The 14,646-nt window shown below is 46.9% G+C and carries 11 protein-coding genes; 6 read left to right on the forward strand and 5 right to left on the reverse strand.

Annotated features, from left to right (window positions below):
- The first annotated feature begins 54 nt into the window (after positions 1-54).
- Positions 55-1,047, forward strand: a complete 993-nt coding sequence (locus ACO08K_RS19775; protein ID WP_421798146.1) for an Rpn family recombination-promoting nuclease/putative transposase — start codon at positions 55-57, stop codon at positions 1,045-1,047.
- Between the two features lie 92 nt (positions 1,048-1,139).
- On the opposite strand, the gene ACO08K_RS19780 is transcribed toward ACO08K_RS19775, so the two are convergent.
- On the reverse strand, positions 1,140-2,951 hold the full coding sequence (locus ACO08K_RS19780) for a serine hydrolase (protein ID WP_421798147.1): 1,812 nt from the start codon (positions 2,949-2,951) through the stop codon (positions 1,140-1,142).
- A 116-nt stretch (positions 2,952-3,067) separates the two neighbouring features.
- A complete protein-coding gene (locus ACO08K_RS19785) occupies positions 3,068-4,144 on the reverse strand; it encodes a winged helix DNA-binding domain-containing protein (RefSeq protein ID WP_421798148.1) in 1,077 nt (358 codons plus the stop codon).
- A gap of 136 nt (positions 4,145-4,280) precedes the next feature.
- On the opposite strand from ACO08K_RS19785, the gene ACO08K_RS19790 reads away from it, so the two are divergent.
- A complete protein-coding gene (locus ACO08K_RS19790; RefSeq protein ID WP_421798149.1) occupies positions 4,281-4,898 on the forward strand; it encodes a DUF2306 domain-containing protein in 618 nt (205 codons plus the stop codon).
- A gap of 45 nt (positions 4,899-4,943) precedes the next feature.
- Positions 4,944-5,477, forward strand: a complete 534-nt coding sequence (locus tag ACO08K_RS19795; RefSeq protein ID WP_421798150.1) for a GAF domain-containing protein — start codon at positions 4,944-4,946, stop codon at positions 5,475-5,477.
- 229 nt (positions 5,478-5,706) lie between these two features.
- Here ACO08K_RS19795 and ACO08K_RS19800 read toward each other — a convergent pair whose 3' ends face one another.
- Entirely contained in the window at positions 5,707-6,162 is a 456-nt protein-coding gene (locus ACO08K_RS19800; RefSeq protein WP_421798151.1) for a GNAT family N-acetyltransferase, read from the reverse strand.
- Positions 6,163-6,239: 77 nt separating this feature from the next.
- Between ACO08K_RS19800 and ACO08K_RS19805 the strand changes: the two genes are divergently transcribed.
- Positions 6,240-7,967 (forward strand): amidohydrolase, encoded by a 1,728-nt coding sequence (locus ACO08K_RS19805; protein WP_421798152.1) that lies wholly within the window; start codon positions 6,240-6,242, stop codon positions 7,965-7,967.
- A gap of 111 nt (positions 7,968-8,078) precedes the next feature.
- On the opposite strand, the gene ACO08K_RS19810 is transcribed toward ACO08K_RS19805, so the two are convergent.
- Entirely contained in the window at positions 8,079-10,514 is a 2,436-nt protein-coding gene (locus ACO08K_RS19810; protein WP_421798153.1) for an ABC transporter permease, read from the reverse strand.
- A gap of 142 nt (positions 10,515-10,656) precedes the next feature.
- Between ACO08K_RS19810 and ACO08K_RS19815 the strand changes: the two genes are divergently transcribed.
- Both ACO08K_RS19815 and ACO08K_RS19820 read left to right on the forward strand, forming a co-directional pair.
- Entirely contained in the window at positions 10,657-11,766 is a 1,110-nt protein-coding gene (locus ACO08K_RS19815; protein WP_421798154.1) for a serine hydrolase domain-containing protein, read from the forward strand.
- Positions 11,767-11,797: 31 nt separating this feature from the next.
- Positions 11,798-13,414, forward strand: a complete 1,617-nt coding sequence (locus ACO08K_RS19820; protein ID WP_421798155.1) for a sodium:solute symporter — start codon at positions 11,798-11,800, stop codon at positions 13,412-13,414.
- Between the two features lie 175 nt (positions 13,415-13,589).
- Here the strand turns inward: ACO08K_RS19820 and ACO08K_RS19825 are convergent, their stop codons facing one another.
- On the reverse strand, positions 13,590-14,549 hold the full coding sequence (locus ACO08K_RS19825) for an alpha/beta hydrolase family esterase (RefSeq protein ID WP_421798156.1): 960 nt from the start codon (positions 14,547-14,549) through the stop codon (positions 13,590-13,592).
- Between the last annotated feature and the right edge of the window lie 97 nt (positions 14,550-14,646).

Genomic DNA, 14,646 nt, shown 5'->3' on the forward strand with positions numbered 1-14,646 from the left:
TTTTATTTTTTTAAATAAAACTTTAAATTATTTTGTGCTTCTAAATTCCCCCAAATGCACATTTCAAAAGACGCTCTGTGGAAAGGCATTATCGAAAGTCTAATCGATGAATTCATTCGGTTTTTTTTTGCCGAGTATGCAGATTTAATTGATTTTGAACGCGGTTTTGAGTTTCTTGATACCGAGTTGCAAAAGTTGTTGCCTGAAAACCCTAGTCGTCGTAGGCATGCAGATAAGCTCATTAAAGTGTGGTTAAAAGATGGCGAAGAAGTCTGGTTTTTGATCCATGTAGAGGTGCAGGGTTATTCCGATCCTTTTTTTGATCGTCGCATGTATGAATGTGTTTATCGCATCGGCGATAAATTTCAACGACCAGTCACAGCGTTAGCTATTTACACAGATTGGGAACACAAGCATCATTTTAAGGAATATCGATCCTCTTTTTTGGGCACAGAACTGGTTTATAAATTCAATACTTATGTTTTGTGCGAGCACTCCCCAGCCGAATTGAGTCAAAATCCGAACCCTTTTGCAGCCATTATGGAAGCTGCCTGGCAATATTTAGATCAACCAGCAGATGACCAGGAGCTCCGCGCTCTCAAGCTAAACTTAATTGAAAGGCTCAAAATGCGCGATATCCCCAGAGATAAAATCAGCCTGATCATCAACTTTATAAAATTCTATTTGCCCTTTACAAATTCAGAAATTGAGGCTATTTTTGAACAAGATTTGATGGCATTAACTCAAGCAGATAAACCTATGGGACTTATTGAAGCTATTCTGGAAGATGTGAAGCAACAAGGACTGGAACAAGGACTGGAACAAGGTCGAGAACTAGGCATTGTTGAAGGTATTGCCCTGGAAAAACGCGAGTTTGCTAGGAAACTCTGGAACCTTCAAGAGTTCTCGTTTGAAAAGGTAGCTATCCTAGTGGATTTGCCCGTGGAAGATGTGATGGCCATCATTCAGGAGACTTTACTAGACGAAGGGCTAAGTAAGGAAGAAGCAAAGCTACAGTTAGACTCCTATCAAGGAAGATTCAGTTAAGAATAATTTTGTCCTTTTAATTCTCGCACAACTGGTGCGAGAATTAAAAGGACAATTGGCAGAAATTGAATATTCCACCTCTAACAAGCTCTCTATTTCAATCCCCCCAAAACCTTAACCACCCCCTCATCACTCGGATCCAACTGATTCGCCCGTTCATACGCCCGAATGGCCGCTGCTCGATCCTGCATTTTGAGGTGATAATCCCCCCAGCGTGCAAACACAATTGCCGATTGCGGGTGTTGCTCCTCGGCCAGTTCCAGCAACATTTTTGCTGCCACAAAATTGCCCACTGGCTTGCGATTCAGCAATTCGTAAATTTTATAGGTGATTTGATAAACGTTGAGCTGCTGCTTACGGAATAGGGCTTTGGCCTCTGGCAGCCTTTGGGCATTGATCATTTCCGTGGGGGTGAACTCGTCCTCGGCCATGCGGGGGATGGCGCTCGGCTGGTACGCTGACTGAAAGGAGATGGCCTTGCCCTGCGAGTCGAAATGGAACGCTGCTTTGACATTAAAATCGGTCAAAACGATGCTGTCTTTGGCAATAGGGAAACAAGGAATGGGCGAACCGGAATTGATGACCTGGATCAAATGGTCCCCTTCTCTTTGGAACGACATCACCTCATCTGGCCCCAGTCGATAGCGACCTACCACCCGCTCCAATTCTGCTTTCGTCCATTTTTTCGGCTGAATGGCTGAGGGTAAAAAATTGTGCCAACCATAAGTTTGAGCAATAGCCCGACGAATTTCTTTGCCCAAACCATTAAAATCGTCCCCACTATTGAGCATAATGACCGCACCATAACCCTCGGTAATGTTGCCGATCAGGTAGGCCACAAAACCGGCATTGACTCCGGTGAACTCAAAATAACGCCCCTGTGCATCCTGATTGTCGATGCGCTGGAGCAGAAAAGGCCCTACACCAATTTCTTCGCGAAAACCGCCTTCAGATACTTTTGCCATTGGCATAACCATGGTTTGAGCACTGACCTGGCTCAGCACTTTTCCCTGCCCACGGAGCGCTTGCTGGATTTCAAGGAGGAAGCTGGCGAGATCACTGGGGGTAGCGTACAAACCTGCGGCGGCTTGTTGCGGATATACGTAGGGCATGCCTTCGTACCAGGGCGCGTAGGAGTAACCCCAGGCCACCTGCGATTGAAACTTGCCTGGAAGTGGCTGCGCAAAGGTACTTTGGAACATGCCCAAGGGTTGGAACAAAACGCGGTCGCACAAGGCTTCAAAGCGTTCTCCACTCACATCCATCAGCGCCAGTTGGGCGATCATACTGCCACCGCCGGAGTAGCGAAACTCCTTTTTGGGCTCACTGTTGACCACTACGCCCCGGCTTTCGGCATTGGGCTGGCCGGATAAAATATCGAGGATGCTGGGCAGATTTTTTTTGTCCGGGGTGAATCCAAAATACGAGGTTTGGGAAGTACCCGCCGTATGGCTCAAAAGCATACGCAGGGTAATGGGTGTTTGGCGGGTGTAGTCGTTTTCCGGGATTTTCCAGGATTTGAGGTACTGGTTGATGGGCTCATCCAGACTCATTTTTTGTTCCTGAACCAATTGGAAGGCCGCTGCCGCCATCACGAGCTTGCTGATGGAACCTGCAGAGAACATCGTTTGGGGCGTAACCGGCGTTTTTTTCAAGGTATCCGCCAAACCGTAACCCTTGGCCCATTCCACTTTGAAATTGTTGACTACTGCGATGCTGACGCCGGGCACTTTGTAGTGCTTCATCCGCTCGTAAATGTTCCAGGCAGGAAAACCCTGCACGGGTACGTAGGGGATGAGGCCATTTTCGACACTTTTGATGCGGTTTTTTACTGGGGTAGTTTGCCCAAGTAATACCACTGAGCAGAGCAGCAGCAGGCTCAGGGTTTTTAATTTTTTTTGCATGAAGACGTTGAATTAAATTGATGCTCAAACCTACGATGAATGGTTTGAGTGGGCGCTTCAAATCGTGATTTGGGCGTAAGTCAAGGTGAGAAAATTGGCCTTTGAGTAGAAGCGTGCTAAGCCTTCACCACCAGCTCCAAGCCCAAAAATTGCCCAAATCCTGCCACTGCTTTTTCCATCACCCCCTGCTCCAGTGCATCCTTGGGGTCAAAAAACTCCACCTCCACCACCACTTTATTCTTCTGAACCGTCCGTTTCCAAATGCCAATCACCAATCCATCCCGCACAATGATCGGTTTAAAAATCCCATTGCTGGTGATGGCATTTCTGTGCCACTGGGGATCAAAAACGGTACTGCGGTCTTTGTAGCTCACGGTGTATTCATCAAAGGCGGGCAGGAAAAATACACTGGATTCAGGGGCTGATGTAAGCTGACGGCCATTACCCATAAAATAAGTTTTACCACCCGATTCAAAACTTTCCAGGCTACTTTTGATACTTTCCAAACCAGCTCGTGCCTCTGCCATGGGCAAGCCCGACCACCATTGAAAATCGTGTAAAGTAGCCGGAGCATGGCTGGTGAAATAACGCTCGGCCAGATTGGCCATTGCCTCATCCCGACTCAATACCAAACCCGGTTTTACTTTTTCGTCCAGTAGTGCATAAGTTTGTTTTTTGCCTTTCATAACCCCGTTACAAACGATGCCATCCTGCTCTGCATTCATCATAAAATGTACGGCTCGGCTGGGGTTGGTCTCTACCCCGCCTTTTTCCAGTTCCTGCATAATTTCCTCGCGGGTCAGGTGTTTGCCGCCTTCCAGGGCTTTGGCGATCAGGTCATTGGTGCGGGTGTATAGAGCCGAGTCAATGCCCAGATCGCGGTCGCGTATCGCAGCTGAAGCTTTGATGTATTTGCTCGTCAATGCCAACATCCAGCGCACATCCTGTCCGGAAACGATGTGCCAGGTTGGGCGCAATACGTGGGTGCGCACGAGTTCGCCGGCATCCAAAGCCGCTTCAATACTTGCATCGGTGGCATCGGGCAAACGTACGCCGAAGGCCCATTTGGACATGGGGTAATCCTGTGCCTGAACTGCCCCCAGGTAGGTGATGAGGGCTTGAGGTGTTTCAAAATGATTGGTGCTTATTTTTTGATTTGACAGGCGCAGAGTGGGAATATGAACCGTGGACATTGCTGTTGATTTTTAGCGAAGATAAGCAGATTCTGACTTGCTGAAAAGGATGAGCCTAAACCAGAATGTAAAAGGTTTTGGCTTATCTTTAGGGGAACAAGCCCGATTCTTACATCTGTAGGTAAAAGTTATACTTATGAAGTCAAAAGTACTTACTCCTATTTTCCTCTTTTTTGCCATCTCCATTGGTTTATACCCGTTCTTTTACTTCCTATTTGACATGAGCAATGGCTTAATGAGCTCCAAATCAACGCAGTTATTGGGCAACCGTTTGTGGCTGGTCGGCTTTTACACCCACATCACTTTTGGAGGCTTGGCGCTCTTGAGTGGTTGCACGCAATTTTTGTCCAGTTTGCGGCAAAAACACTTGTCCTTGCACCGCAATCTGGGTAAGGTGTATGTGGCTGCGGTTATGTTGAGTGGAACAGCTGGTCTCGGCATCGCCTTTGCGGCTAGCGGAGGGGTGTGGGCACAAATGGGTTTTGCCGCTTTGGGCTTTTTGTGGTTGTACACGACGGCTAAAGCTTTTCTGGCCATTAAAAAACGAGACATTACTCAGCATCAAAACTGGATGACCCGCAGTTATGCCCTTTGTTTCGGGGCGGTCACCCTGCGCTTGTGGTTGCCCCTGTTCCTGGGCGCTTTGGGCATGAGTTTCGACTTCGCTTATCCAATCATCGCCTGGATCAGTTGGGTGCCTAATTTGTTGGTGGCTGAGTGGATCATCAGAAGGGCTAAACCCAGCTTAACGTAACGAACTTTTTTGCCTCTTTTTTGTATTCTTGCAAAAAGAAGCACCATGTCCGCATCTGCAGAAATGCCCTATTTCATCAAACCTTCGCTCAATTTGGATGCGAAGGCCAAAAAAGCCGCTTACGAACAAGCCGTAGTCGCCATTGATGCCAATTTGGAGGGCGAAACCGACCGTATCCTCAAAATGGCGACGATCAATTCCGTACTGAAAACTTATTTGCCTTATTACTACTGGGCCGGTTTTTATGTGGTCAAAAATGGTCGGCTTTCGGTTGGGCCTTATCAAGGTACTTTGGGGTGTTTGCACATCGAATTCGGACGGGGAGTATGTGGCAAAGCAGCGCGGGAGCAAAAAACGCAACTTGTAGGAGATGTTCATGCACTTGCACAAGGTAGTGAGCACATCGCCTGTGATCCCAATTCTGCTTCGGAGATTGTGGTGCCCGTATTTGACAGCAAAGCTGAATTGATTGCGGTGTACGATGTAGATAGTACGCAAATCAACTCCTTTGATGCATTAGACCAGTTTTATTTGGAAAAAATAATGGAGCGGCATTTTCAGCAGGCGGCCTTGGATTGAGGTTATTCCAAAAAAAAGAGGGAGCAGTTGCCTGCTCCCGTCCTTGGTACATTACAGTTAGCCCTTATATATTTTGAGGAAAGCAAATTCAAAAAAATGGAGGGGCTTCCAAATCGGCAACTCCCCCCCACACACTATGAAACACTAGATCTTTAATCGGTTGAGATATTTATTTAATATTCCAATAGCGTGCCAAACTTTCCCGATTTGGATTTTTTTTAATGTTTTTTTAAAAATTTTCTGCAAAAAAGATTTTTCCGTTCCACCAACCCTCCTCAATAATGGCGTCATTCTTGCGGTAAAAGCGCAGCGCGGGCTCATTCCAGTCCAAAACTTGCCATTTCACCATGCGGCAACCCTGATTGCGGGCTTCCTCCAAAAAGGCGTCGAATAATTTTTGGCCCAAGCCATACCGCCGATGGGTTTCTTTCACTACAAAATCCTCCAAAAAGAGCATTTTGCCCTTCCAGGTAGAGTAAGCAACATAATACAAAGCCATACCCACCACTTGATTGTCCATTTCAGATACAATGGCCTGGAAAACGCCATTGCTAAAATCGCGTTCGTACTCCTCAATGGTGGCAATGAATTCTTCTTCAGCTTTTTCGTACACGGCCAAATCGTGGACCAAATCGTGGATGGCATTCAAATCGGCGTGGGTGGCTCGGCGGATGATGATTTCCATGTTTTTTTGCTTGAAATTGATTAGACTTGCGACAAACATAATCGCAATTTTTCCCTTTCCAAATCAAAACTGTAAACATGTTCAAGCGGAGTAAAAAAATCACACCTTTTACACTTTTTTTATTGTTGTTACTAGGCGGCTTGTTTTCAGCATGCCAAAAAAAAGAAGTAGCCGACACCATTTTCACCAACGGCAACATTTACACTGTGGATGAAAAAAATCCTACGGCTGAAGCCATCGCGGTTTTGGGTGAACGGATTTTGGCGGTAGGCAGCAATGCCGAAATTGAAAAACTGAAAGGCTCAAATACGAAAACGGTCGATCTTGGAGGCCAGTTCGTCATTCCGGGCTTTATTGAAGGGCACGGGCACTATTCGGGCTTGGGTCAAAGTTTGATCAATTTGAATTTTCTCAAATCCAAAAGTTGGGAAGAAATAGTCCAGGCCGTAGCTGAACGCGCCAAAACCGCCAAACCGGGCGAGTGGATCATTGGCCGGGGCTGGCATCAGGAAAAATGGTCGAGTACACCCGATCGCAATGTGCTGGGCTATCCCTACCACGATGAACTGAGCAAAGCTGCGCCGAACAACCCGGTCTTACTCAGTCATGCCAGCGGCCACAGTTTATTTGCCAATGAAAAGGCCATGAACCTGGCGGGGGTAAGCGCCGAAACACCCAGCCCTCTTGGTGGCGAAATTGTACGTGATAACCGAGGCAATGCCATCGGTGTATTCGAAGAGCGCGCCATGCGGGTGATCTACAAAGTGTATCAAGAATACCTGGAAACCTTATCGGAGGAAGACCGCAAAAAACAATGGTTGAAAGGTATTGAACTAGCACAAAAAGAGTGCCTGGCCAAAGGAATTACCTCGTTTCAGGATGCGGGCTCCAGTTTTACGGACCTGGACTGGTACAAAGAATTGGCGGAGGCTGGTAAATTTGATGTTCGCCTTTGGGCCATGATCCGCCACTCTTCAAAAGACATGGAAGGTAAACTCAACAGTTTCCCCTGGATCAACCTGGGCAATCATTATTTTACGGTCAATGGCATCAAGTCGGAAGTGGATGGGGCATTGGGCTCTTTTGGGGCTTGGTTGCTGCGCTCTTATCAGGACAAACCCGATTTTGAAGGCCAAAACACCACCTCGGTAGAGGAAGTGAAAAAAATTGCCGAAATGGCTCGCGAGCACAAACTCCAGCTTTGTGTACACGCCATCGGCGACCGGGCCAACCGCGTTTGCCTCGATATTATGGAGGGCGAATTGAAAAAAGACCCCAAAGGCAAAGAGCTGCGCTGGCGGATCGAACACGCCCAGCACCTGGACCCTGAGGATATTCCCCGCTTTAAAAAACTGGGCGTGATCGCGGCCATGCAGGCAGTACATTGTACTTCGGACGCTCCTTTTGTAGTCAAACGCCTAGGGGAAGATCGCGCACGCAAAGGAGCCTACGCCTGGCGCTCGCTGCTGGATGCAGGGGCGGTTGTAACCAACGGAACCGACGCTCCGGTGGAAGATGTGGACCCGCTTCAATCATTTTATGCAGCGGTAACCCGCAAACGTGCCGATAGTGGTTTGGTTTTTTTCCCTGAACAAAAAATTACTCGTGAAGAGGCGGTGTATTCCTACACGATGGCGAATGCATATGCTGCCTTTGAAGAAAAGGACAAGGGTTCATTGGAAAAAGGGAAACTGGCCGATTTTGTGGTGCTGGATAAAGACTTGATCAAGTGTGGAGACGAGGAGATTTTGGGCACGAAGGTGTTAAAAACTGTGGTGGGAGGAAAAGAGAAGTATGTGAAATAATGACTGGATTTGAAGCGAGGTATCTTGATTGTCAATTGCATGACAATCAGGATACCTCTTGGCTAATAAACGTTAAAAGTGCCATTCCCTTCTTCAAAACCATTCCTAGCTTTATTCCGAGCGCAAGGACTTTACCGGTTCCATCCGTGCACTGCGCATGCTCTGTAAAGTCACCGTGACCAGGGCCACCAAAACGGCTAGCGCTCCCGCCAACAAAAATCCCCACCAGGGCACAGGAATGCGGTAGGCAAAATTGTGTAACCACTGTGCGGCGCCCCACCAGGCAATCGGAATGGCGATTGCAGCAGCAATCAGAATCAGGCGTACAATTTCTTTGGACAACAAAGCAATGATGCTTTGGGTCGTAGCACCCAAAACCTTGCGAACGCCAATTTCTTTGGTTCGGCGCTCAGCGGTAAAGGCGGCAAGCCCCAACAAGCCCAGGCATGCCACTAATAAGCTCAGGATGGTGAAAATGTTGAAGATGCGGCCAATGCGGAGTTCAGCGCGGTACATCTCGTCGAAACGTTCGTCCATAAACTGCCAGGAAAATGGGGCACCCGCTGCCACTTTTTTCCATTCTCCCTCAATGCGGCTCAAGGCTGCTGGCAAGTTGGTATCCGACATTTTAATCGAGATGTTACCAGCATTACGCTCCAGTTTTAAACAAAGGGTCTCGATGTTTTGCCGCAAGGATTCAAAGTGGAAGTCTTTTATAACCCCAATTACCGTGTACACTTTTTGCGTGAGTTTACCTTCAGCGTCCACGTCACCATGGAAATAAAGGGTTTTTCCGAGTGGGTCTTCCTGCCCAAAAAAACCTTTGGCCGCCTTTTCATTGAGGATTACATTGCTGGAATCGCCGGGCATTTGTGCCGAGAAGTTACGGCCCTTGACGATTTCCATGCCCAGAGTAGGTACATAATCTTCATCTACCTCCCATTGTTGAATGATTTGGCAGGTCTCTTCCTGCAAACTGGGGGTAGAACAAACCGAACCATTCGAACGATTGGACTCGATGGGCAAAAAGCCACTCACCGTAGCGTTTTGTACGAAGGGTAAGTTTTTGAGGTTCTTTTTAAAGGCGTCCAGATTTTTATCCAGGGCATAAGCATCATTGACCACCAATACCTGATCCCGGCTGAAGCCCAGTTTTTTGTTTTGGATAAAACCCAATTGACCTCGGATAACGATGGATGCAGAGATCAAAAAAATGGCGATTAAAAACTGGAATACGATTAATCCGGAACGCAAATTGCGACCTTTCCCTGAGTCAAAAAAACGACCTTTCAACACACTAATCGGTTGAAAACCGGAAAGGAAAAGTGCTGGATATGACCCTGCCAGTAAACCGACAAAAATACCCCCGCCCAATACGGAAAGCCAAAACAAGGGACTGACCCAAGGGAAAAGTAATTTTTTGCCCGCGATTTGTCCAAAGAAGGGCAATGCCACCCAACTCAACAAAAGTGCCAGAAACAGCGCAAAAAAGGTCAATACCATTGACTCGCTCAAAAACTGCCCGATCAAAGCCGAACGTTGCGAACCAACGACCTTACGTACCCCCACTTCCCGGGCGCGTAAAGTGGAACGTGCCGTAGAGAGGTTCATAAAATTGACCACCGCAATCAGGAGCACAAACAAGGCCGCCAGGCCAAAAATCCACACGTATTGGATGTTGCCATTGGCGGCCAGTTCTACATCAATATCCGACTTGAGGTGGATATCACCCAAGGGTTGTAGGTGAAATTTGACCAAGGTGCCTCCTTTTTCCAATTCGGCGTAAGTTTTCCCCATCATCTGGACCAATTGCGGATCGATGTATTTTTTGAGCAATTGAGGAAACAATTTTGCTTCGAACGCAGCTGGGTCGGCGTCTTTTCGGAGTATATAATAGGTGTGGAAATTAAAACTCAGCCACACCTGGTCCCGCGATTCTTCCAAGGTGCTCAGGGAACAGAAAAAATCCATCCTGAAATGGCTATTGGTGGGCATATCTGCAAATACACCAGTTACATTGTACCGTTTGTCGTTGTCAAGGGTCAGAAATTTACCCAGGGGATTTTCGGATGGGAAATATTTTTCTGCCATCGATTTGCTGATGACGATCGTTTGGGGTGCAGTCAGGGCCAGTTCAGGATTGCCTTGCAGCATTTTCAGGCTAAAAACTTTGAATAAGGTAGAATCAGCAAAAATCACATTGTCTTCCTTGAAGTTTTGCACTTTACTTTTGACCAAAAAAGAGCCCTGCTGCCGAAAACGGACTGCTGTTTCAATTTCCGGAAAGTCGGCCACCAAAGCCGCTGCCATGGGTGCAGGTGCTACAGCAAAGGAATTGTGCAGACCACCAAATTTCACTTCACCTGCAACGCGGTAAATGCGGTCGTATTTATCATTCCAGCGGTCATAACTCAGTTCATCCACCACCCACAACAGGATCAGTAAACAAACCGCAATCCCGATGGCCAGACCCATGATGTTGATGAAACTGAAAGTTTTGTGTTTGCGCAGGTTGCGCAGGGCAATCGTCAGGTAATTGTGCAGCATGGCAATACTCTTTTGGTAGTAGATGAACTGAGACGAGTTTTGCCCCTATGGAAGTTACACAATTTTCTGATAAATAGGCCTTTTACTTGATGGATAGTCTCCAGAAAATGCTTTTTTTGTAAAGGATTCAAACCTAACACCTATGCGCAATCTATTTCTGCACTTCTTGCTGCTCTTTTTTTTACCTTTTGGCCAAGGGCAAAGTATTGACAAAAAGGAATTGAGCCGCAGGCTTGATGCACTGTTCGAATCTCGCATCAAACCCAATGAACCCGGCGGCAGTTTTTTGATCCATCAAGGCAAAAAGGTATTGTACGCCAAGTCATTTGGTTTAGCCGATCTCAAAACAGGTGAAAAATTCAGTGCAAATACCCTAGCCAACGTCGGTTCAATCTCCAAAACCTTCGTCGCCTACGGCATTTTACTTCTGGAAAAAGAAGGAAAACTGTCCATTGACGATCCGATCCTGAAATACTTTCCCGATTTTGAATACCCCGAAGTGGTCAAAAAAATCACCATTCGGCATTTGCTAACCCACTCTTCGGGTTTGCCGGATAGCCGAAATGTAGACAAAGACAGTATTTTCTATCTTACTGCAAAAGATTTGGAAAATTTTGCACCGTTAAAAAGAACGAATTCCTTACATTTCGAGCCTGGAAGCCGCTTTGAATACTCCAACCCGGCTTTTAATGGATTGGCATTGATCATTGAACAAGTCAGCGGCCAAAAGTGGCAGCAGTTCATCGGCGAAAGAATTTTTAAACCAGCGGGTATGCAGCGGAGTGTCATTACCGATGGTGCATTCCCGGAAAAGGGTGTTTCACACGGCTATCGTTTTTACCAAAACCGTTTTGATGAATACGATTATGGTGAATATCCGACTTTTTGTGCAGCAGGAAATGGAGGAGTGTGGTCCTCAGTCAAGGAATTGCATAAGTACCTTGAGGCTGTAAAAGCTTGTACGTTTGCAGATTGTGCCACGGTCCAAAAATCCCAAACCGTATGGAAATCGCCTACTTGGAAGAGTGCCGATCCGCCATTTTTGGGTTTATCTTGGTTTGTAGAAGAAAACCCGCAAGGGCTGGCCAATAAAAGTATCGGCCATACTGGAAGCCAGGGAGGCTTCATGGCCCATTTGATATGGTTTCCTGAACGCGATTTGAGCATCATTTGGCTGGCCAATGATTCGGAGTTTTATACCACAGCAATCCTGGAGGCACTCGATCTGGCCAAAGCTGTTCATCGCCCTTGATTAGTAAACTATTAAACAAACAAAATAACTTATGAGTCAATTTGCTACACTGGATTGGGTGGTCATTGGTGCCTACTTTGTACTGCTACTGGGAATAGCAGTTTGGGTAATGACCCGCAAAACCGATACCACCGAAGATTATTTTCTGGCGGGCAGGAATGTGGGCTGGTTCGTCATCGGGGCATCCATTTTTGCCTCAAACATCGGATCAGAACACGTAGTGGGTTTGGCCGGGGCAGGTGCCGGTGGCAAAATCCCGATGTTGATTTACGAACTACATGCCTGGCTGGTAGTTACAATGGGTTGGGTATTTTTACCCTTTTATATCCGCAGTGGTATTTTTACTACGCCAGAATTTTTGGAAAAACGCTTCAATGCTCAAACGCGCTGGTTTTTGAGCATTTTCTCTCTGCTTGCTTATGTACTGACCAAGGTTTCGGTTACTGTGTACGCTGGGGGGATTGTCATTTCCTCTTTGTTGCACATCGATTTTTGGTTTGGAGCCTTGCTAACGGTGATACTCACCGGAGCTTACACCGTAATTGGCGGGATGCGGGCAGTGGTTTACACCGAAGCCATGCAAACCGTTGTGCTGGTTTTGGGAGCTGCTACCCTGACCATTGTAGGTTTGAACGCCGTGGGTGGTTGGAGTGGCATGAAGGCTTCCCTGGAGCCTGGTTACCTCAACATGTGGCGTCCGGCTAGTGATCCCGATTTCCCCTGGCCCAGTCTGGTGATTACGAGCACCATTGTAGGTACCTGGTACTGGTGTACCGACCAATACATCATTCAGCGGGGACTTGCGGCTAAGAACATCACCATTGGCCGTCGGGGAGCCATTTTTGGCGGCTTTCTGAAGTTGACTCCAGTATTCCTGTTCCTCATTCCCGGGGTGGTTGCATTGGCCCTCAAAAACCGGGGTGAACTGCAATGGGATTCAGCGGATCAGGCTTTTGCTACCTTGCTGATGGAAAAAACACCGGTTGGTTTGCGGGGTTTGGTTGCTGCTGGTTTGTTGGCGGCACTGATGAGTTCGCTGGCTTCGGTGTTTAACTCTTGTTCTACGCTGTTTACGGTAGACATTTACAAGAAATTACGTCCAAATGCGCCAGAAAAACAACTCCTGGGTGTAGGCCGTTATGCCACTGCCGTGGTGGTCATCCTGGGAATTTTGTGGATTCCCATTATGCAAAACATCTCTGGGGTATTGTACGAGTACCTGCAATCAGTACAATCTTATATCGCGCCACCAATCACAGCGGTGTTCTTGTTGGGTATTTTCTCCAAACGCATCAACAGCAAAGGAGCCATGGCTACTTTGATTTCGGGTTTGGTGGTTGCCTTGCTGCGCTTGGTTTTGGAATTGAGCAAGGATTCTCTTACACCCGGCAGCATGCTGCACAGTTTTGGCGCAATGAACTTCCTCACTTTCGCCGCCTGGTTTTTCTTGTTCTCGGTATTGGTGTGTGTAGTCGTGAGTTTGGCCACACCTCCACCCGCACCTGAGAGCATTACAGGCTTGACTTATGGCACTATGACAGATCAACAAAAAGCGGACAACCGTGCTAGCTATAGCGTCTGGGATGTGGTGATGTCGGTAGTGGTTGTAGGGATTGTGGTGTTTGTGATGATTAGTTTTAGGGGATGATTTAAGTGAAAAGTGAAAAGTGAAAAATAATTCACCAATTGTTTTTCAACAGTATTCCTTGTTTTTTTGTACCTATGTTAGGAAGGATTGAAATGCCTTCCTAACTTTTCACTTTTCACTTTTCACTTTTCACTTTTCACTTTTCACTTTTCACTTTTCACTTTTCACTTTTCACTTACTTACTGTATTTGCTAAAAAACGGCCACAACAACTCCGTGGCAGCAATCGGATAGTTGTCTCCATTCGGATACTCATGGGTCATGTCTTTGAACTCATGGACGTAGTAGACGTTTGTATTGCCTTTGGTCGGCGTGTTAAAGGTCCAAAATGCCGAGTTAGCAGTTTCCTTAAGGGTATTGGCATAGGTCAGGCCAAAAGTGTTACATATCGTGCCAGTAGACAATTTCATCCCTCCAAGGTTCATTAGTGGGGCACCCATTGGTAAAGGTTGGCCGTTATTCAATGGAAAAAAGCGATCGTCCATATTCCCGAAACCATGGTAGATCGGGATGAGTGACAGTGGTTTCTTATTTTGTTCCGTAAAAATGGCACCAAAAGGGGCTACTGCCGCAATCACATCGGATGCTTCAACCGCCAGGCGGAAGGTAAACTGCCCACCATTGGAAAAGCCACTCACATAAACCCGCTTGGGATCAATGGGGTATTTCGTTTGTAAAAACTTCAACATTTCCCGAAAGAATTTCACATCGTCGTACAGTTTTTGGCCCGGACAAGCAATCGAGTCCAGGTCAAAGTGATTCCACTTCGTAGTTGTAGATTTCACGCCATCTTCAATGATACAATAGGCCAAAGAAGAAGGAAATACAGCGTAAAATTTCTCCTTTGCCGCTTTTTCTTTCCAGCCGGAAATGTTGTAAAACTTCTCGCCATCCCCGGAGGTACCATGCAGCATAAATACTACCGGAACAGGGGAACTCACCTGAATCCCGGCGGGTTGAAATACGATGAATTCGCGGTTTTTGCCATCCACGTTCAGGGTATGATCGATGCGTTTTTGAGCAGTCAATTCATTGCCTCCGGGATCAACCAATTCTTCATCGCCACAAGCGTTGAAGATGAAGAGGGCGCAAAAAAGCGACAATACTTGTAAGGCGATTTTCCAATTCTTTTTCATAATCTTGAGGTGTTTTTTGGTATTTGAATACCTCAAAATTAGACTTGTTTGTTGCGCGTGTCCTCACCCTAATGGGTGATTTGAAGTGCCTAAAGCG

This window comes from Haliscomenobacter sp., from assembly GCF_965225875.1.
Lineage (GTDB): Bacteria > Bacteroidota > Bacteroidia > Chitinophagales > Saprospiraceae > Haliscomenobacter.

Excerpts from the sequence above, each read along its gene's own strand:
- ACO08K_RS19775 (WP_421798146.1), top strand. The coding sequence starts at position 55 with ATGCACATTTCAAAAGACGCTCTGTGGAAAGGCATTATCGAAAGTCTA.
- ACO08K_RS19780 (WP_421798147.1), bottom strand. The coding sequence starts at position 2,951 with ATGCAAAAAAAATTAAAAACCCTGAGCCTGCTGCTGCTCTGCTCAGTG.
- ACO08K_RS19785 (WP_421798148.1), bottom strand. The coding sequence starts at position 4,144 with ATGTCCACGGTTCATATTCCCACTCTGCGCCTGTCAAATCAAAAAATA.
- ACO08K_RS19790 (WP_421798149.1), top strand. The coding sequence starts at position 4,281 with ATGAAGTCAAAAGTACTTACTCCTATTTTCCTCTTTTTTGCCATCTCC.
- ACO08K_RS19795 (WP_421798150.1), top strand. The coding sequence starts at position 4,944 with ATGTCCGCATCTGCAGAAATGCCCTATTTCATCAAACCTTCGCTCAAT.
- ACO08K_RS19800 (WP_421798151.1), bottom strand. The coding sequence starts at position 6,162 with ATGGAAATCATCATCCGCCGAGCCACCCACGCCGATTTGAATGCCATC.
- ACO08K_RS19805 (WP_421798152.1), top strand. The coding sequence starts at position 6,240 with ATGTTCAAGCGGAGTAAAAAAATCACACCTTTTACACTTTTTTTATTG.
- ACO08K_RS19810 (WP_421798153.1), bottom strand. The coding sequence starts at position 10,514 with ATGCTGCACAATTACCTGACGATTGCCCTGCGCAACCTGCGCAAACAC.
- ACO08K_RS19815 (WP_421798154.1), top strand. The coding sequence starts at position 10,657 with ATGCGCAATCTATTTCTGCACTTCTTGCTGCTCTTTTTTTTACCTTTT.
- ACO08K_RS19820 (WP_421798155.1), top strand. The coding sequence starts at position 11,798 with ATGAGTCAATTTGCTACACTGGATTGGGTGGTCATTGGTGCCTACTTT.
- ACO08K_RS19825 (WP_421798156.1), bottom strand. The coding sequence starts at position 14,549 with ATGAAAAAGAATTGGAAAATCGCCTTACAAGTATTGTCGCTTTTTTGC.